The sequence below is a fragment of the Saccharothrix hoggarensis genome, from assembly GCF_052936025.1.
This window is the reverse complement of sequence record NZ_CP193624.1, coordinates 2,856,276-2,877,762: the sequence shown is the minus strand read 5'-3', so window position 1 is coordinate 2,877,762 and position 21,487 is coordinate 2,856,276. Positions and strand designations below refer to the sequence as shown.

At 74.0% G+C, this 21,487-nt stretch carries 2 protein-coding genes; both read right to left on the bottom strand.

Annotation, left to right across the window (positions count from 1 at the left end; translation table 11 throughout):
- Nucleotides 1–455 precede the first annotated feature (455 nt).
- Nucleotides 456–1,694, bottom strand: a complete 1,239-nt coding sequence (locus tag ACRAKH_RS13455; RefSeq protein ID WP_447009851.1) for an MFS transporter — start codon at nt 1,692–1,694, stop codon at nt 456–458.
- Nucleotides 1,691–21,481, bottom strand: coding sequence for a non-ribosomal peptide synthase/polyketide synthase (locus ACRAKH_RS13450; protein ID WP_447009850.1), 19,791 nt, complete (start codon nt 21,479–21,481; stop codon nt 1,691–1,693). The genes ACRAKH_RS13455 and ACRAKH_RS13450 overlap by 4 nt, the downstream gene beginning before the upstream one ends.
- Nucleotides 21,482–21,487: the final 6 nt, after the last annotated feature.

The window sequence follows — 21,487 nt, the reverse complement described above, 5'->3', positions numbered from 1 at the left end:
CACCCTGCGTAGCCGGAGAGGGCGGGCACGGCCCCTGTGTTGAACCTGTGCAGCCACGATCCTGCCGAGGTGGAACGCGGTCTGGCCGACCGGGTAACGGGCTTTGAGCACAGAGCCGCGCGATGCCCGGAGCTCCAGCACCGGGTCGAGGAGGTTCGCCTGACCGGGACCAGCCCGAACCTGATCACCGTGATCCCCAACCGTGACGAGGTCGGCTCGGCCACGATCGCGCGGCCAGACCTCCTGGAACGCCGTGGCCGCCGCACGGCCCAGCGTGCGGAGGTTCCGCGCGTGGCGCGCTGCACGAGGGCGTGCACGCGTATGCCCGTCGCTCATTGCCGGTGCCCTCCGGATCACGCCCCATCTCCCCTCCCCCGGTTCAAGCCGGACCGGAGCCGCCCCCGGCGGTCCGGCAGGTGTTGGTCACGTCGCCGGGAGCGCCGGTCCTGCTCGTGTCACTGGAGCCCGCTCGACGTCACCGGGGTGGCGGACTCGTGGTGGGACAGGTGGCGCAGGGTGGGGCTGGCGGTGGCGTAGAGGGTGAGCAGGGCGGTGCCGGCCGCGCAGGTCAGGATCGCAGGGGTGGGGCGCAGCAGTTCGGCCAGGAAACCGCCGACGGCGGGACCCGCTATCGCCGCTGTGCCGAGGGCGACGCCCATGACGCTGCTGAGCCTGCCCCTCAGCTCGTCCGGGGTGAGCAGGAGCTGGTAGGTGGTGATGGTGGTGTTGGCGGTGGGCGCGAGGAACGCCATCGCGGCGAACACGGCACCGGTCTGGTAGCCGTTCCCGGTCACCGCCGCCAACGGCATCAAGGCGGTGATCGCCCAGAACGCGCCGACGATGGAGAGATGCGGGCGCAGCGACCGGTGCAGGCGCGGCGCCACCAGGGCACCCAGGACGCCGCCCGCGCCGAGCATGGCCGCCATGACGCCGATCTGGCCGGACGGGACGCCGCGCTGCTGGGCGACGGCGAGCACGAGCAGGTAGAACGCCTGGAAGAACAGGTTGAGACCGATGGCGCAGACCGCGACCACCCGCACCACCGGTTGACCCCAGACCCACTTCAGGCCCTCCGCGACCTCGCGGCGGAAGTGCCGGGCAGGGGCCCGCTGCGCGGTGCGGGCGGGGATGCGGACGAACAGCAACGCGAGGAACGCGGCCGCGTGCGCCAGCGCCTCCACGGCGAACGGCAGCCAGCGCCGCAGCCCGAACAGGACGCCGCCCAGCGCGGTGCCGGCGAGCTGCCCCACGTAGCCGCGGGCCGCGTTGAGCGCCACCGCGGTGGACAGCTGGCTCTCCGGCACCAGGGCGGGCAGCGCGGCGTCCTCGGCCGGTTCGGACAGCGACCGGCACACGCCGAGGACGACGACCACGAGCACCACGTGCAGCACGTCGGCCCAGTCGAACCACAGGGCGACGACGAGCCCGCCTACCGCGAGCGCCTGCACCGCCTCGCAGACCAGCATCACCCGCCGCCGGTCCCAGCGGTCGACCAGGGCGCCCGCCGGGAGTCCGGCGAGCAGCTGCGCGGCGGCGCCGGCGCCCAGCACGAGGCCGGACGCCGCCGCCGAGCCGGTCAGCGCGAGCACCAGCAGCGGCAGCGCGATGGTGGACGCGCTGGAGCCGGCCTCGGACAGCGCCTGGCCGACCCACAGCAGCCGGTAGTCGCGGTTGCGCGACAGCGGGGTGGTCACCGCCTGCCCCGGCAGTCCGCAGCGATGCCGCGCAGCGCATCGAGGAAGTCCTCCGCGACCCGGCGCACAGTGGCCTCGTCGTGCCGGTCGGGCTGGTGGTACCACGTGAAGCGCAGTTGACCCTCGGCGACACCGCCCACCACCTCCAGCAGGTGCGGTCCGCGGTCGGTCGGGTCGCTGTCCTGCCCGATCGGGTCGTGCACCGCCCGGTAGAGCGAGTCGCCGGCCTGGTCGGTGACGCTGTCGGACTGGCCCAGGTAGTTGAACACGATCTGCGGGCCGGAGCCCGACAGGCGTTCGCGCGCTTCCGGCGAGCCGAGGTACCGCAGCGCCCCGAAGCCGAAGCCGTTGCCGGGGACCGTGCGCAGCTGCCGCCGCACCGCCTTCACCAGGTCGCGCCACTTCGGCTCGTCCCCCTCAGGCACCGTGAGGGCGACCGGGTAGAGCGTGGTGAACCAGCCGACTGTGCGGGTCAGGTCCGCGCCGAGGACGTCCTCGCGGCCGTGGCCCTCCATGTCGAGCGACACGGTGGAGCGCCCGGTGAACCGGGCCAGGGCGTGGGCCAGGGCGCTGAGCAGGACGTCGTTGACCCTGGTCCGGTAGGCGGCGGGGGCCAGGTGCAGCAGCGCGTCGGTGTCCTCGGCGCCCAAGGCCACGTGCACCGTGCCGGCCGGGGTGCCGGGCTGCGGCTGCTCGTGGTCGACCGGCAGGGGCTCCGCCCGCAGCGCGGCCTCCCAGTGGTCCAGCTCGTGGTCGAAGCCGCCTTCGGCGACGTGCCGTTCGAGCCGCTGCGCCCACTCCCGGAAGGACGTGCTCTTGGCGCCCAGGTCGACCTCCTCGCCGCGGGCGGCCTGCCGGTAGGCGGTGTCGAGGTCGTCGAGCAGCACCCGCCACGACACGCCGTCCACGACGAGGTGGTGCACGGTGATGAACAGGCGCGGCGGCGTGCCGTCGGCGTGGAACAGCACGGCCTTGAGCAGCGGACCGCGGGCCAGGTCGAAGCCCGCGTGCACCCGGTCGGCCATCTCGACCACGCGCGCCTCGCGGTCCCGCTCGGCGACGGCGGTGAGGTCGTGCCGGTCGAGGACGGTGACCGGTTCGACCGGGGCGTTGTGCTGGCGCCACCGCCCGTCGACCCGCTCGTAGCGCATCCGCAGCGCGTCGTGGTGGACGAGCAGGGCGTCGAGCGCCCGCTCCAGGGCGCGCTGGTCCACCGCGGGGTCCAGCTCCAGCAGCATGGACTGGTTGAAGTGGTGCGGCGCGACCGCGCGGGTGTCGAAGAACCACTGCTGGATCGGTGTCAGCGGCACCTCGCCCACGACCTCGGCGATGTCCGCTGGGGTGTCGACGACCTCGGTGACCGCGGGGGCCAGGGCCTCGATCGTCTGGTACCGGAACAAGTCCTTGGTGGTCAGGGCCAACCCCGCCCTGCGCGCCCGGGACACGACCTGGATGACCAGGATCGAGTCGCCGCCCAGCTCGAAGAAGTTGTCCCGCACCCCGATCCGGTCCGCGCCGAGCACGGCCGCCCACACCTCGGCGAGCGCGGCCTCCACCGGGGTGCGCGGTGCGACGTGCCGCCCCTCGTCCTCGGCGGGCGTCTCCGGAGCGGGCAGCGCGGCCCGGTCCAGCTTGCCGTTGGGCGTCACCGGCAGCGCGGGCAGCGTCACGAACGCCGAGGGCACCATGTACGCGGGCAGGCCGCGGCCCAGGAACTCCCGCAGCTCCGCCGCGTCCGCGCCGGCCCCGGTGTGGACCAGGTAGGCGACCAGGCGGGCGTGGCCCTGGCCGGTGTCCCTGGCCACGACCGCCGCCTCGGCGACGCCGGGGTGGGCGAGCAGCGCGGCCTCCACCTCGCCGGGCTCGATGCGGTGGCCGCGGATCTTGACCTGGTCGTCGATGCGGCCCAGGTACTCGACCGTGCCGTCGGCGCGGCGGCGGACCAGGTCGCCCGAGCGGTACATCCGCCCCCCCGGCTCGCCGAACGGGCAGGCCACGAACCGGGAGGCGGTCAGGCCCGGCCGGTCGAGGTAGCCGCGGGCCAGCCCGTCGCCGGCGATGCACAGCTCGCCGGGCACGCCGACGGGCACCGGGTTCAGCAGGTCGTCCACGACGTAGAGCCGGGTGTTCCAGGCGGGGTGGCCGATGGGCACCGGGCCGGGCGCCAGCGGGTCGCCGGGTTCGACGCGGTGCTCCATGCAGCCGACGGTCGCCTCGGTGGGCCCGTACTCGTTGACGACGGTGGCGGTGGGGTTCGCGCGGCGCCACTCGTCCACCACCTCACCGAGCAGTTGCTCACCGCCGACGACCAGGTCCCCGCTCGGCGACAGCTCCGCCGGGACGGCGCCCAGCAGGGGCAGGTGGCTGGGCGTGGCCTTGAGGAACGTCGCCCGTTCGGCGGGCTTCGCGTCCTCGGCCAGTTCGTGGACCAGGACGCGTCCGCCGACCAGCAGCGGCCCGAGCAGGGTGGTGACGGTGAGGTCGAACGACACCGGCGAGTGCAGGACCGCCGCGCCGCGCAGGCCCGGGTAGACCTCGCCCGCCCAGCTCAGGTAGTTCACCACCGAGCGGTGCTCGACCACGACGCCCTTGGGGCGGCCGGTGGACCCGGACGTGTAGATCACGTACGCCGGGTCGCGGGTGGTGAGCGGCCGGGTGCGGTCGCGGTCGGTCAGGTCGGCGACCTCGTCGGCGGCGGCGGAGTCCTCACGCACCCGCGCGAGGTCGTCCAGCACCAGCACGGGGCGGGCGTCGTCGAGCACGAACGCGACCCGGTCGGCCGGGTGGTCCGGCTCGATCGGCACGTACGCGCCGCCCGCCTTGAGCACGGCCAGCACCGCCACGACCAGCTCGGCCGAGCGCGGCAGCGAGATCGCCACGTACCGGTCGGGCCCGACGCCCCGCTCGACCAGCCGCCGCGCCAACCGGGTGGCGCGGGCGTCGAGCTGCGCGTAGGTCAGCGCCACGCCGCCGTCCACCAGCGCGGTCGCGTCGGGTGTGCGGTCCACCTGCGCCCGGAACAGCGCGGGCAGCGTCGCGTCGGGGACGGCGTGCGCGGTGTCGTTGCCGACGTCCAGGGCGTGCCGCCGCTCGTCGTCCGCCATCAGCGGCAGCTCGGCGAGCGGGCGGTCGGGATCGGCGACGGCGGCCTCCAGCAGCACGGCCAGGTTGCCGGTCAGCCGTTCGACGGTGGCGGCGTCGAACAGGTCGGTGCTGTAGCTGACCGCGCCGTGCAGGGCGTCGTCGGCTTCCTGGAACTCGACGGTGAGGTCGAAGTTCGCCGCGACCACCGGCAGCGCGAGGTCCTCCACCTGCAGACCGGGCAGCTCGGACGCGGGTTCCGGGTTGTTCTGCAGGAGCACCATGACCTGGAACAGCGGTGTGCGGCTGGTGTCCCGCTCGGGCCGCACCTCGTCGACGATGCGCTCGAACGGCACGTCCTGGTGGGCGAACGCGTCCAGCGCGGTGGTGCGCACCTGCCCCAGGAAGTCGCGGAAGCTGCGCGAGCCGTCCACGGAGGACCGCAGCACCAGCGTGTTGACGAAGAACCCGATCAGCCCTTCCAGCTCGGTGCGCTCACGCCCGGAGGCGACGGTGCCCACGGCGACGTCGTCCTGCCGGGACCAGCGGGCGAACAGCGCCTGGCACGCGGCGACCAGCGCCATGAACAGGGTGCCGTCCTGCTGCCGGGCCAGGTCCTTGAGCCGGTCGGTGACCGCGGTGGGCACGGTGAAGGGGTGCACCGCGCCCTTGGTGCTGCGGACGGCGGGCCGTGGCCGGTCGGTGGGCAGTTCCAGCGGCGGCACGCCGGCCAGCCGCTCGCGCCAGTGGTCGAGCTGCCGCTCCAGCTCGGGTCCGGCCAACCGCTCGCGCTGCCAGACCGCGTAGTCCGCGTACTGCACCGGGAGTTCGGGCAGCTCGGCGTCCACTCCGGACACCTCTGCGCGGTAGAGGACGCCCAGTTCGGCGGTGAGCACGCCGGCGGACCAGCCGTCGGTGACGATGTGGTGCATCGCCAGCAGCAACACGTGGTCGTCGTCCGCCAGGCGCAGCAGCACCGGGCGCAGCAGCGGGCCGCGGGCCAGGTCCAGCGGCCGCGTGGTCTCCGCCGTCAGCGCCTCGTCCAGCCCGGCTTCGCCGCCGGGCACCTCCACCACGGGCAGGTCGACCGCGTGCGGCGGGTGCACGACCTGCACGCCGCGGCCGTCGACGGTGTCGAACGTGGTGCGCAGCGACTCGTGCCGGGCGACCAGCGCGGTCAACGCACCGGCGAGCGCGTCGACGTCCAACGCGCCGCGCAGCCGGAGGATAGACGGCGAGAGGTACTCCGCGCCGCCGGGTTCGAACTGGTCGAGGAACCACAGCCGCTGCTGGGCGAACGACAGCGGCAGGACCCCGTCGCGCGGCGCGCGGGGGATGGCGTCCTCCACCCCGGTCTCCGCGGCCAGCGCCTCGACCAGCCTGGCCGGGGTGGGCGCGGTGAACAGCACCCGCGGCGACACCGGCAGGTCCAGCTCGGCGCGCAGCCGGGACACGACCCGGATGCTGAGGATCGAGTCGCCGCCCAGTTCGAAGAAGTTGTCGTCGAGCCCCACGCGCGGCACCCGCAGCACGTCGGCCCAGGCGCGGCAGACGCGTTCCTCGGTGGGCGTGCGCGGCGCCCGGTAGACCGTGCCCGTGTCGGCGAGCACGTCCGGCGCGGGCAGGGCGCGGCGGTCGACCTTGCCGTTGGGCGTCACGGGCACCGCGTCGAGCCCCACGAACGCCGACGGCACCATGTGGTCGGGCAGGCGCTCGGTCAGCCACGACCGCAGCTCCGCCGGGCTCGGCCCGGCCGGGACGACGTAGGCCACGAGGCGCTTGTGGTCACCGTCCTGCCGGGCGACGACGACCGCTTCGCGCACGTCGGGGTGCCGGGTGAGGACCGCCTCGACCTCGCCGGGTTCGATGCGGAAGCCGCGGATCTTGACCTGCTCGTCGGTGCGGCCGAGGTACTCGACGCGGCCGTCGGCGTGCCACCGCGCACGGTCGCCGGTGCGGTACATGCGCTCACCCGGACCGCCGAACGGGTCGTCCAGGAACCGCTCGGCCGTCAGACCCGGGCGGTTGAGGTAGCCGCGGGCGATCTGCGCGCCCGCCAGGAACAGCTCGCCGGGCACGCCGACCGGGACGGGCCGGAAGTCCTCGTCGAGGACGTACGCGCGCACGTTGCGCAGTGGGCGGCCCACCACCACGGGCGAGTCCGGCGTGATGCGGCACGACAGGGCGTCCACAGTGGACTCGGTCGGGCCGTAGAAGTTGTAGCTCGCCACGCCGGGCACCTCGCCCAGCCGACGCCACAGCGACTCGCCGATCGCCTCGCCGCCGAGCATCAGCACCTTGGGCCGGTGCTCCCGGTCCAGCAGCCCGGCCGACAGCAACTGCTGCGCGTAGGACGGCGTGAGGTCCATGAAGTCGATGCGGCGCTCCACGACGTAGTCCACCAGCGCCGGCGGGTCCAGTCGCAGGTCCTCGTCGAGCACGTGCAGCTCGTGGCCGTCGGCCATGAGCACGAAGCCCTCCAAGGACGTGTCGAAGGAGAACACCGCCGACAGCGCCACGCGCAGCCGCCCGCCACCGGCGTCCGCGACGAAGTCCTCGCGGTGGTTGACCAGCAGGTTGACCAGACTGCGGTGCTCCACCACCACGCCCTTGGGCGTGCCCGTCGACCCCGACGTGTAGATCACGTAGGCCGCGTTGTCCGGGCGCAGCGGCGCGAGCCGGTCCTCGTCGGTCAGGTCGGCGGATCCGGTGACCGCGGCGACCTCCGGCGAGTCGAGCAGCGCCGTGGTGACCACCAGCACGGGGTTCGCGTCGCCGATCAGGAAGTCCACGCGGTCCGCGGGCAGGTCCGGGTCGATCGGCAGGTAGACGCCACCGGCCTTCCACACCGCCAGCAGCGCCACCACGAACTCCACCGTGCGCGGCAGCGACAGCCCGACCACGCGCTCGGGTCCGACGCCGACCGACACCAGGTGGCGAGCGAGGCGGTTGGCGCGGGCGTTCAACTCGGCGAAGGTCGACGACCGGTCCCCCACCACCAGCGCGGTCGCGTCCGGAGTCGCCCTAACCTGCGCCTCGAACACCTCCGGGAACGTCACCGCCGGCACCTCACCCGCCGTGTCGTTCCACTCCACCACCACCCGCCGACGCTCCTCCTCGTCCATCAGCGGCAACTCGGCCAACGGCCGGTCCGCGTCGGTCGCGATGGCGTCCAGCAGCACCACCAGGCGGGCGGCGAGGCGTTCGGCGGTCGCGGGGTCGAACAGGCGGGGGTCGTAGTCCAGCTCCAGGCGCAGCCGGTCGCCGAGGTTGGCGCTGAGGGCGAGCGCGAAGCTGGTGGTGTCGGCGCCCTCGACCTCCAGGACGCGGACCTGCTGCTCGGCGTTGACCAGGTCGTCCACGGGGTAGTTCTCGAACACCACGGCGCTGTCGAACAGGTTCGCGCCCGCCGGCACGTCGCTCCACGACCTCAGGTCGGCCAACGACACGAAGTCGAACCGCCGCGACTCGATCTGCTCGGCCTGGAGTTGCCGCAGCCACGGCAGCACGCCCCGGCTCGCGTCGACCCGGACCCTGGTCGGCACGGTGTTGATGAACAGGCCGACCATCGACTCCACACCCGGCAACTCCGCCGGACGACCCGACACCGTCGTCCCGAACACCACATCCGACTCACCGCTGAAACGCGACAACAACAACGCCCACGCACCCTGCACCACCGTGTTCACCGTGAGACCGGCGGTGCGAGCCACCCGGTCCAGTGCCTCCGACCGCTCCGGGGTCAGCTCGGCGCCGACCGAGGCGCTGGACGCGGCGCGGTGCGCCTCGACGGGCGGCCGGTCCCAGGGCAGCGGGGTAGGCGACTCGACGCCCGCCAGCACCTGCCGCCAGTGCTGCTCGGCCGCCGCGATGTCCTGCTCCGCGAGCCACCGCAGGTAGTCGCGGAAGGGTCGGCGCGGGGCGAGCCGCGGCGCGCGGTCCCCGGCGAGGGCGGCGTACTGCTCGCACACCTCTGCCAGCACCTGGGCGAGGCTCCACCCGTCCATCAGGACGTGGTGGGCGGTCCAGAACAAGGTGACCTCGTCGTCGGTCAACCGCGCCACGGCCAGTCGCAGCAGCGGTGGCCGGGTCAGGTCCAGCTCGTCGGCGCTCTCGGCCATCAGCCGCTCGTGGGCGGCCTCCCGCTCCGGTTCGGACAGGTGCCGCCAGTCGTGGTGCGCGACCGGCACCTCGACCCGGCGGTGCACGACCTGGAGCGGCTCCTCCACGCCCTCCCACACCACGGTGCTGCGCAGCACGGTGGTGCGGTCCACGACGCGGCGGCACGCCTCGGCCAGCGCCCGCGGGTCGGTGACGCCGGCCAGCCGCAGCCGGAACCGGTTGAAGTAGGCGTCGGAGGTGTCGTCCACCAGCGTGTGGAACACCATGCCCGCCTGGAGCGGGGTCAGCGGGTACAGGTCCTCGACCGACCGGCCGTCACCGACCAGGCGGTCCACCGCGGCCTGGTCCAGCCGCGCCAGCGGGAAGTCCGACGGCGTGCGACCACCGGCCTCCGGCCGCGCGCAGTGCTCCACGATCCCCCGCAACGCGGCCATCGTCGCCTCGGCCACCGCGCGCACGGTCGACTCGTCGTGCACGTTCTCGGAGTAGAACCACGACAGGACCAGTTCGCCGTCCTCGACGCCGCCGACGACGTCGAGCAGGAACGCCCGCGCGCTGTGGGCGGGCGCCTCGTCGCCGGGGGTGTCCAGCCGGGCCCGGTACAGGCCCTCCCCCTCGTCGGATGCCACGCCCCACTGCCCGTGGTAGTTGAAGCTGACCGGGGGCAGCGCCGCGCCGCCGAGGACCGCCGCGCCGACCGTGCCGAGCTGCCGCAGGGCCTCGTAACCGAAGCCGCGGCGGGGCACGGCCCGCACCTGCTCCTTGACCGACTTGAGCACAGTGCCCCAATCCCCGGCGGGGACGGTGAGCGCGATGGGGTACTGGGTGGTGAACCAGCCGACCGTGCGCGAGGTGTCCACGCCGTCGAGCACGTCCTCGCGGCCGTGGCCCTCCATCGTGACGGCCACCCGGTCGCGGCCCGTCCAGTCGGCCAGCGCCCGGCCCAGCGCGCTGAGCAGCACGTCGTTGGCCTGCGTGCGGTAGGCGTCGGGCACCCGGTGCAGCAGGGCGTCGGTGTGGTCGCGGTCGAGCCGGACCGATACGACGTGGGTGGACCCGGCGGTGTTGGGACCGTCGCGGTCCACCGGGAGCGCGCCGGGCTCGCCGTCGAGCACCGCGCTCCAGTAGGCCAACTCGTCGTCGAACGCGCCAGAGCGCACGTGCTCGGCCAGTCGGTGAGCCCACTGGGTGAAGCGGGTGCCCACCGGCGCGAGGTCGACGTCCTGCCCGGCGACGACCTGGCGGTAGGCCGTCTCCAGATCGTCGAGCAGGACGCGCCACGACACGCCGTCCACCACGAGGTGGTGCACGGTGAGGAACAAGCTCGGCCGGTTCCCGTCGGCGAACAGCAGGGCTTGCAGCAGGGGCCCCTGGGCGATGTCGAGGCCGGACCGGGCCGCCTTGACGACCGCGGCCACGGTCTTGGCACGGGAGCTCTCGTCCAGGCCGGACACGTCGTAGTACTTCAGGTGCCCGCCGAGGCCGACCGGCGCGGGCTCCTGCCGCCACTGGCCGTCCAGCTGGGTGAACCGGGTGCGCAGCGCCTCGTGGTGGGCGACGACCGCGTCCACGGCGCGTGACAGCGCCACCGGGTCCACGTCCTCCTCCAGCTCCAGGTGGAACGACATGGTGAAGCGGTGAGGGTCCTGCGCCGAGTCGAGGAACCAGCGCTGGATGGGGGTCAGCGGCGCGGGTCCGGCGATGTCGGGCCGCTCGGCGGTCCGCCCGGCGCCGGTGCGCACGACGGTGGCCAGCTCGGCGACGGTCTGGTGGGTGAAGACGTCCTTGGTGACCAGCTCCAGCCCGGCCTGCCGGGCACGGGAGACGAGCTGGATGCTCAGGATCGAGTCGCCGCCCAGGCCGAAGAAGTTGTCGTGCACGCCGACGCGCTCGACCCGCAGCACCTCGGCCCACACGCTTGCCAGCTCCTGCTCGACGGGCGTGCGGGGCGGCACGTAGCCCTCCTGCACGCCGCCGCGCGCGTCGGGGGCGGGCAGGGCGCGGCGGTCGACCTTGCCGCTGTCGGTCTTGGGCAGCTCGTCCAGCACGACGAACAGCGACGGCACCATGTAGTCGGGCAGGTCGCGCTTGAGCCAGGCCCGCAGGTCGTCGGCGGTGGGCGCGGTCGAGCCGGCGGGCACCGCGTACCCGACGAGCCGCTGGTGGCCGGGTTCGTCCTCGCGGGCGACGACGACGGCCTGGGCCACGTCGGGGTGACGGGTCAGGGCGGCCTCGATCTCACCGGGCTCGATGCGGTAGCCCCGGACCTTGACCTGGTCGTCCGCGCGGCCCTGGTACTCCAGCACGCCGTCGGCGGTCCACCGGACCACGTCGCCGGTGCGGTACATGCGGGTGCCGGGCGTGCCGAACGGGTCGGCGACGAACCGCTCCGCGGTCAGGCCGGGCCGGTGCAGGTAGCCGCGCGCCACCTGGTCGCCGGCCAGGTACAGCTCGCCGGGGACGCCGATCGGCGCGGGCCGCAGCTCGGCGTCCAGCACGTAGGCGCGCAGGTTGCGGCCTGGAGTGCCGATCACCGGGCGGTCGCGGTCGGCGATCGGAGTCCACACCGAGTCGACGGTGCACTCGGTGGGGCCGTAGAGGTTGTAGCCGGTGACGCCGTCTGCGTCGGCCAGTGCCCGCCACAGCGGCTCGTCCACGGCCTCGCCGCCCAGGGCCACCAGCCGCGGCCGGTGCTCCGGGTGGGTCAGCACGCCCTCGGGCAGCAACTGCCGGAAGTAGGACGGGGTGCAGCTCAGGAAGTCGATCCGGTTCCGGACCAGGTGTTCGGCCATCGCCCGCGGGTCGAGCCGGACGGCGTCGTCGACCAGGTGCAGCTCGTGGCCCGCGGCGAGCAGGAGCAGGCCCTCCCACGACGCGTCGAAGGAGAACACCGCGGTGGCAGTGCCGCGCAGCCGCGTCCCGTCGCCGGGCAGCAGGCGGGTGTGGTGGTCGGCGACGAGGTTGGCGAGGTTGCGGTGCTCGACCACGACGCCCTTGGGGCGGCCGGTCGACCCGGACGTGTAGATCACGTACGCCGGGTGCTCGGGCCGCAGGGTCGCCGCGCGGTCGTCGTCGGTCGGGTCGGTGGCGGGCAGGGCGTCGACGGCCGCGCGCGTGGCGGGGTCGTCGAGCACCACGCGCGGCAGCCCGTCGGGGATGTTGCCGCCGTCGCCGGTGGTGACCACGAGCACGGGCCGCGCGTCGTCCAGCAGGTGGGCGACGCGGTCGGCCGGGTGATCGGGGTCCACCGGCAGGTACGCGCCGCCTGCCTTGAGCACGGCCAGCACGGACACGACCATCCCCGGCGAGCGGGGCAGCGCCAGCGCCACGACGGACTCGGGTCCGACGCCGGCCGCGACGAGGTGCCGGGCCAGGCGGTTGGCGTCGGCGTTCAACTCGGCGAAGGACCACGACCGGTCGCCTGCCACCAGGGCCGTCGCGTCGGGGGTGCGGGCGGCCTGCGCCTGGAAGACCTCGTGGTAGGCCGGTGCGCCACCGCTTGATCCGGTGTCGTTCCAGTCCTCCAGCACGTGCCGCAGCTCGTCGTCGGTCAGCAGCGGCAGGGCGGCGACGGCGCGGTCCGCGTCGGCGGCCACGCCGTCGAGCAGCACGCCGACGTGGGCGGCCATCCGCTCGGCCGTGGCGGCGTCGAACAGCGCGGTGTCGTAGGTCAGCACCGCCTCCAGCCGGCCCTCGAACTCCTGGAACTGGAACGACACGTCGAAGCCCGCGGCCACCGACGGCGGCGGCACCTCCTCGACGCGCAGGCCGGGCAGGCGCGGGCCGTCGTCAGGGGTGTTCTGCAGGACCACCATCGCCTGGAACAGCGGCGTGCGGCTGGGGTCGCGCACCGGGTGCACCTCGTCCACGACCCGCTCGAACGGCACGTCCTGGTGGGCGAAGGCGTCGAGCACGGTCTCCCGCACGCCGCTCAGGAACTCGGTGAAGCGGTGCCGGGGGTCGACGTCGGCGCGCAGCACCAGCGTGTTGACGAAGAAGCCGACCAGCCCCTCCAGCTCGGTGCGGTCACGGCCGGACACGACGGTGCCGACCGCGATGTCCCGCTGCCCGGACCAGCGCGAGAACAGCACCTGGCAGGCGGCCAGCAGCACCATGAACAGGGTGCCGTCCTGCTGCCGGGCCAGGGCCTTGAGCCGGTCGGTGACCTCGGCGGGGACCCGGAAGTGCACCAGCGCGCCCTGCTTGCCGCGCGTCGCCGGCCGGGGCCGGTCGGTGGGCAGCTCCAGCGGCCGGACGCCGTCGAGCGCGCGCCGCCAGTGGGCGAGGTGCTCCTCCACGGTCTCCTCGGTCAGCGCCTTGCGCTGCCACACCGCGTAGTCGGCGTACTGCACGGGCAGCTCCGGCAACTTGGCCTCGGTGCCGAGCGTGGCGGCCTCGTAGCAGGCGCCCAGCTCTCCCAGCAGCACGCCGTTGGACCAGCCGTCGGTGACGATGTGGTGCAGCACCAGGGACAGGACGTGGTCGTCCGGTCCCAGCCGCACCAGCCGCGCACGCAGCAGCGGGGCGTCGCGCAGGTCGAACGGGGTGGTCGTCTCCTCGGTGAGCACGCGCTCCAGCTCGGCCGCGGGCCGCCCGGTGAGGTCGACCAGCGGCACCCGGACGCGGTGCGCCGGGTGCACGACCTGCACGCCCCGCCCGTCGACGGTGTCGAACGAGGTGCGCAGCGACTCGTGCCGCGCCACCAGCGCGGTCAACGCCGTGTCGAGCGCGGCCACGTCCAGCGGGCCGCGCAGCCGGAGGATCGACGGCGTCAGGTAGTCGACGCCGCCGGGCTCGAACTGGTCGAGGAACCACAGCCGCTGCTGCGCGAACGACAGCGGCAGCGCCCCGTCGCGCGGCACGACCGGGATGTCGGCCGTGCGGACGCGGGCGGAGGCCGAGACCAGCTCGGCGAGCCCCGCGACGGTCGGGTGGGTGAACAGGGCGCGCGGCGACATCTCCACGTCGAACGCGGTGCGCAGCCGGGAGATCACCCGGATGCTGAGGATGGAGTCGCCGCCCAGCTCGAAGAAGTTGTCCTCGACGCCGATGCCCGGCACGCCGAGCACCTCGGACCAGATGTCGGCGACGTCGCGCTCCGCGTCGGTGCGCGGTGCGACGTGGCGACCGCGGGCCGCGGCGAGGTCGGGGGCGGGCAGGGAGCGGCGGTCGACCTTGCCGTTGGGCGTCACGGGCACCGCGTCCAGTGCGACGAACGCGGCGGGCACCATGTAGTCGGGCAGGGTGCTCCCCAGCCAGGACCGCAGGTCCGCCGTGGTGGGCACGGTGGAGTCGGTGGGCACGACGTAGGCGACGAGGCGCTTGGCGCCGCCGTCCTCCCGGGCGACGACCACGGCCTCGCGCACGTCGGGGTGGCGGGTGAGGGCGGCCTCGACCTCGCCGGGTTCGATGCGGAAGCCGCGGATCTTGACCTGCTCGTCGGTGCGGCCGAGGTACTCGATGCGGCCGTCGGCGTGCCACCGCGCACGGTCGCCGGTGCGGTACATGCGCTCACCCGGACCGCCGAACGGGTCGTCCAGGAACCGCTCGGCGGTCAGACCGGGGCGGTTGAGGTAGCCGCGGGCGATCTGCGCGCCCGCCAGGAACAGCTCGCCGGGCACGCCGACCGGCACCGGGCGGAAGTCCCCGTCCAGCACGTAGGCCCGCACGTTGCGCAACGGGCGTCCGACGACCGGCCGACCGTCACCGGTGATCCGGCACGACAGAGCGTCCACAGTGGACTCGGTCGGGCCGTAGAAGTTGTAGCTCGCCACGCCGGGCACCTCGCCCAGCCGACGCCACAACGACTCGCCGATCGGCTCACCACCCAGCATGAGCACCTTCGGCCGGTGCTCGCGCTCCAACAACCCTGCCACCAGCAACTGCTGCGCGTAGGAGGGGGTCAGGTCGAGGAAGTCGATCCGCTGTCGCACGACGTACTCGATGAACGCGGGCGGGTCCAGGCGCACGTCGTCCTCCAGGACGTGCAGCTCGTGGCCGTCGGCCATGAGCACGAAACCCTCCAACGACGTGTCGAACGAGAACACCGCCGACAGCCCGACGCGCAGCCGCCCGCCACCGGCGTCGGCGACGAAGTCCTCGCGGTGGTTGACCAGCAGGTTGACCAAGCTGCGGTGCTTCACCACCACACCCTTGGGCCTGCCGGTGGAACCCGACGTGTAGATCACGTACGCCGCGTTCTCCGGCCTCAGGGGCGACAGCCGATCCCCATCGGTCAGATCGGTGGCGTCGTCGGCGGTCGGCAGTGCCCCGTCGACCACCAGCACCGGGTCGGCGTCGCGCAGCACGAAGTCCACGCGGTCGGCGGGCAGGTCCGGGTCGATCGGCAGGTAGACACCACCGGCCTTCCACACCGCCAGCAGCGCCACCACGAACTCCACCGAGCGCGGCAGCGACAGCGCCACCGAGCGCTCCGGACCAACGCCCGCAGCGACGAACGCCCGCGCGACGCGGTTGGCGCGGGCATTCAACTCGGCGAAGCTCAACGACCGGTCCCCCACCACCAGCGCGGTCGCGTCCGGAGTCGCCCTAACCTGCGCCTCGAACACCTCCGGGAACGTCACCGCCGGCACCTCACCCGCCGTGTCGTTCCACTCCACCACCACCCGCCGACGCTCCTCCTCGTCCATCAGCGGCAACTCGGCCAACGGCCGGTCCGCGTCGGTCGCGATGGCGTCGACGAGCAGGTGCAGGCGGTCGGCGAGACCGCGGGCGGTGTCGGCGTCGAACAGGGCGGGGTCGTAGGCCAGGTCCAGGCGCAGCCGGTCGTCCAGGACGGCGCTGAGGGTGAGCGGGAAGTTCGTGGTGTCGCGGGCCCGGACCTCGGTCACCCGGATGCCGCCCACCTCGGCGACGTCGTTGAGCGGGTAGTTCTCGAACACCACGGCGCTGTCGAACAGGTTCGCGCCCGCCGGCACGTCGCTCCACGACCTCAGGTCGGCCAACGACACGAAGTCGAACCGCCGCGACTCGGTCTGGGCGGCCTGGAACTCCTTGAGCCACGCCAGGGTCACGGCGTCACCGCGCACGGTCGCCCTGGTGGGCACGGTGTTGATGAACAGGCCGACCATCGACTCCACACCCGGCAACTCCGCCGGACGACCCGACACCGTCGTCCCGAACACCACATCCGACTCACCGCTGAAACGCGACAACAACAACGCCCACGCACCCTGCACCACCGTGTTCACCGTCAACCCCGCCGCACGGGCGGCGCGGCGCAGTCGATCGGTCTGCTCGGCGGTGAGGACCACGGGCGCCGTGCCGGAGGACTCGGTGGCGTGGTCCCGGGCGGGCTGCCGGTCGCGGGGCAGCGGGGTGGCCGCGGCGAATCCCGCCAGCACGCCGCGCCAGTGCCGCTCGGCCTCCGACCGGTCCCGGCCGGCCAGCCAGCGCAGGTAGTCGCGGAACGGACGCCGGGACACCAGGCGCGGCGCGCGGCCGTCGGTGGCGGCGGCGTAGAGCTCGCAGACCTCGGCGAAGACCTGCGCGAGGCTCCAGCCGTCCAGCAGCACGTGGTGGAAGGTCCAGACGAGCAGCACCTCGTCGTCGGACAGCCGGGCAAGGGTGATCCGCATCAGCGGGGCCCGGCGCAGGTCGAGGTTCTCGTCGGACAGCCGGTCCAGCTCCCGCTGCAGGTCCTGCTCGGACAGGCCGCGCCAGTCGTAATGGGTGACGGGCAGCTCGACGCCGGTGCGGATCACCTGCACCGGCTCCGGCACGCCCTCCCACACCAGCGCGCCCCGCAGCACGGGGGTGCGGTCCACGACGCGCTGCCAGGCCGTGGCCAGGGCGCGGTCGTCGGCGACACCGGCCAGCCGCAGCCGGACCTGGTCGAAGTAGGCCGTCGAGGACGGGTCGACCAGGCTGTGGAACAGCATCCCCTCCTGGAGCGGGGTCAGCGGGTGCACGTCCTCCACGCCGCGCCCGTCGCCGACCAGGCGGTCGACCGCCGCCTGGTCCAGCCGCGCCAGCGGGAAGTCCGACGGCGTGCGACCACCGGCGTCCGGCCGCGCGCAGTGCTCCACGATCCCCCGCAACGCGGCCATCGTCGCCTCGGCCACCGCGGACACGGTGGACTCGTCGTGCACGCGCTCGGAGTACAGCCAGGTGAGCACCAGCTCCCCGTCCTCCACCACGCCCACGACGTCGAGCAGGTGGGCACGGGTGTTGCCGGGTGCGGTGTCGCGGCCGACCGGGGCGCAGCGGGCCCGGTACAGGCCGTCGTCGCCGCCCGCCACGTCCCACTGGCCGTGGTAGTTGAAGCTGATCCGGGGGTGAGGGTCCGCCCGCAGCGCCGCCGCCGGCGAGTCGGGCGCGGCGAGGTAGCGCAGCGCCCCGTAGCTCTGGCCGCGGCGCGGCAGCGCCCGCACCTGCTCCTTGACCGACTTGAGCACCGCGTCCCAACCGCCGTCGGGCACGTGCAGCGCGAGCGGGAACTGGCTGGTGAACCAGCCGACGGTGCGGGAGACGTCCAGGTCGTCGGGCACGTCCTCGCGGCCGTGGCCCTCCAGCCCGACCAGCACGCGGTCGTGGCCGGTCCAGTCGGCCAGCGCCCGGCCCAACGCGCTGAGCAGCACGTCGTTGACCTGGGTGCGGTAGACGCCGGGCACCTGGTGCAGCAGGGCGTCGGTGTCGGCGCGCCCGAGCCGCACGGTGAGCGCCCGCACGTCCTCGGCCGGGTCTCCGCCCTCGTGGTCCACGGGCAGGTCGGCCGGCGCGGACGCGGCGAAGCCCGTCCAGTGGTCGAGGTCGGCGTCCAGCTCGCCTACGGCCACCCGTTCGGCAAGGCGGCGCGCCCACGTGGCGAACGCGGTGCCCGCGGGGTCGAGCCGGACCTGCTCGCCGCGCAGCAGCTGGTGGTAGGCGGTGTCGAGGTCGCCGAGCAGGACGCGCCACGACACGCCGTCCACCACGAGGTGGTGCACGGCCATGAACAGGCGGGGGCGGCGGTCCCGGCCGAGCCGGAACAGCAGGGCGCGGACCAGGGAGCCCGAGCCCAGGTCGAGGCCCGACTGCGCGGCCAACGCGTCGGCCTCGACGGCCTCGCGCAGCGCGTCACCGTCCAGTCCGGACAGGTCGCGCACGGCCAGCACGCCGGTCGGCGGGGTGGGCGTGACCTCCTGCGCCCACCGGTCCCCGGCACGGGTGAAGCGGGTGCGCAGCGCCTCGTGGTGCGCCACGACGGCGTCCACGGCGGCGCCCAGGGCCCGCTCGTCGAGGTCTGGGGTCAGCTCGACGAACGTGGACATGGTGAAGTGGTGCGGGTTGCCCGGCGCGGTGTCGAAGAACCACTCCTGGATGGGCGTCAGCGGCGCGGGCCCGGTGACGGGCGCCTCGGGTGCGCGCGCCTCGTCGCCGGCGGTGCTCACGTCCGCGGCCAGCTCGGCGATGGTGGGGTGCAGGAAGATGTCCTTGGAGGCCAGCTTCAGGCCGGCCTGCCGGGCCCGTGCGACCACCTGGATGCTCAGGATCGAGTCGCCGCCCAGCTCGAAGAAGTTGTCCTCGACGCCCACCCGCTCGGCGCGCAGCACCTCGGCCCAGATGCGGGCCAGTTCGCGCTCCACGGGCGTGCCGGGCTCGACGTGGCGGGACTCGGTGCCGGCGGGCGCCTCGGGCGCGGGCAGGGCCTTGCGGTCGACCTTGCCGTTGGCGTTCAGCGGCAACCCGTCCAGGACCACGAACGCCGAGGGCACCATGTAGTCGGGCAGCTCGCTCTTGAGCCACGCCCGGAGGTCGGCGTCGGGCGGCGCGGCGCCGTCGGCCGCCACGAGGTAGGCGACCAACCGCTTGCGGCCGTCGTCGGCGCGGGCGACGGTGACTGCTTGGGCGACGCGGGGGTGGTCCATCAGCCGGCCGTCGATCTCGCCGGTCTCGATGCGGAAGCCGCGGATCTTGACCTGGTCGTCGGTGCGCCCGACGAACTCGACGGTGCCGTCGGACTTCCAGCGCACCACGTCGCCGGTGCGGTACATGCGGGAGCCTGGCGGGCCGAACGGGTCGGGCAGGAACCGCTGGGCGGTGAGGCCGGGCTGCCCGAGGTAGCCGCGAACCACACCGGCGCCCGCGAGGTGCAACTCGCCGGGCACGCCGAACGGGACGGGCCGCAGGTGTTCGTCCAGCACGTAGGCGGCCATGCCGTCGAGGGGACGGCCGATGGGCACCACGTCGGGCACGGCGCCGGTCGAGGTCATCGGGTGGGAGGTGGCGAAGGTCGTGGTCTCGGTGGGACCGTAGACGTCCACCACGGTCGTGCCGGGACACGCCTCCAGAACCCGCCGCACCGCCGCGGCGGGCACGACGTCGCCGCCGGTCCACACCTCGCGCAACCCCGCGAAGCACGCCGGGTCGTCCTGCGCCAGCACCCGGAACAGACCCGACGTCAGGAACACGCTCGTCACACCGTGCTGGCCGACCACCTCGCGCAGCACCCGCCCGTCCACGTCACCGGGCGGCGCCACCACCACACGGCCACCGTTGAGCAACGGCACCCACATCTCATAAGTGGTGGCGTCGAACGCCTGCGCGGAGTGCAGCAGCACGCACTCGTGCGCGCCGTTGCCGAACCGGGAGTCCCGGGCGAGCGCCACCACGTCGCGGTGCCGCACCGCCACGCCCTTCGGCACGCCCGTCGAACCCGACGTGAACATGACGTAGGCCAGGTTGTCCGGGTGCACGGGCACGCCCACCGGCCCGGCGCCGGTCTGCCCGGGGTCGTCGTCGAGCAGGATGACGTGTCCGTTGTGGACGGTCCGGGTGGTGCTCTCGTGCGCGAGGTCGGTGACGACGACGGCGGCGCCGGCCTCGTCGAGCACCCGTCTCATGCGGTCGGCGGGCGCGCGCACGTCCAGCGGCACGTACGCCGCGCCCGCCTTGGCGACGGCCAGTTCGGCGACGACCAGGCCGGCGGAGCGCTCGACGAGCAGGCCCACCGGGTGCTCGGGGCGCACGCCCGCGGCGATCAGCCGGTGCGCGAGCCGATCGGCCCGGGCGTCCAGCTCGGCGTAGGTCAGCGCGGTGTCCCCCGCGACGACCGCCGGCCGGTCCGGGCCGCGCCGCACCTGCTCGGCGAACAGCTCGGTGATGGTGCCGGCGGGCGGTGCGCGGTGCGCGTCGTTCCAGCGCACGAGCACCTGGTCGCGCTCGTCGTCGGACATCCACGGCAGTTCCGCGAGGGGACGCCGGGGGTCGGCCGCCACGCCGCCGAGCAGCAGCACGAGGTGCCCGGCGAAGCGCTCGACCGTGCCGGCGTCGAACAGGTCGGTGTTGTACTCGACCTGGCCGGTCAGCGCGCCGTCGCGTTCCTGGAACTCGACGGTGAGGTCGAAGATGGCGTCGCGCCGGGACATCTCGACCTGCTCGACGCGCAGGCCGGGGAGCTGCGGCGGGGTGCGGTGCGGGTTCTGGAGCAGGACCATGACGTCGAACAGCGGGTTGCGGCTGGGGTCGCGGTCCTTGCGCACCGCGTCGACCAACTGCTCCAGCGGCGCTTCGTCGTGGGCGTAGGCGTCCTGCACGGTCTGCTTGACCTGGTCCAGGAAGTCGGTGAACACCTGCCCGGTGTCCACCGCGGACCGGAGCACGACGGTGTTGACGAAGAACCCGACCAGCCTGTCGAGACCGGGGCGGTTGCGTCCGGTGGTGACGGTGCCGACGGCCACGTCGTCCTGCCCGGCGTAGCGCGCCAGCAGCGCCTGGCAGGCGGCCACGAGGACGGTGAACAGGATCGTGCCGCGCTCCTGCGCCAGCTCGCGCAGGGCCGCGGTGACGGAGGCGGGCACGGTGAACGCCTGCGCCGCGCCGCGGGTGGTGCGCACCGGCGGCCGGGCCCGGTCGGTGGGCAGCTCCAGCGGCGTGGTGCCGGTCAGCCGCCGCGTCCAGTGGTCGAGGTGGCCGCGCAGCGCGTCGCCGGACAGTCGTTCGCGCTGCCACGCGGCGAAGTCGGCGTACTGGATCGGCAGCGGCGGCAGCGGCGCCTCGCGGCCGTCCAGCGCCGCGCGGTAGAACTCGACCAGTTCCTCGGTCAACACGCCCATCGACCAGCCGTCGGTGACGACGTGGTGCGCGGTGACCAGCAGCACGTGCTCGTCGTCGGCGAGCCGCACCAGCAGCGCCCGCACCAGCGGGCCGCGCCGCAGGTCGAACGGGCGGGAGTACTCCTCCAGCAGCACGTCGTCCAGCCCGTCGGGACCGGTGACGGCCACCGGCACGTCCAGGTCGAACGGCGGGTGCACGACCTGCACGCCGCGTCCGTCGACCTCGTCCAGGGTGGTGCGCAGCGACTCGTGGCGGGCCACCAGCCCGCGCAACGCGGCGGTCAGCGCCGCCACGTCCAGCCGTCCGGCCAGACGCAGCGCCAGCGCGCTGTTGTAGCCGGAGCCGCCGGGCTGGAACTGGTCCAGGAACCACAGCCGCTGCTGGGGGAACGACAGCGGCAGCGGTCGATCCCGGTCGACGGGCTTGATGGCGTCGGTCTGCTCGGCGCGGCCGGCGAGCCGGCGGCGCATCTGCTCCCTCAGGTGCGGGGGCAGTGCGGCGATGCGGTCCTCCATCGACGACGACATGGTGTT

Coding starts and splice junctions, on each gene's coding strand:
- ACRAKH_RS13450 (WP_447009850.1), bottom strand. CDS start 21,481: ATGTCGTCGTCGATGGAGGACCGCATCGCCGCACTGCCCCCGCACCTG.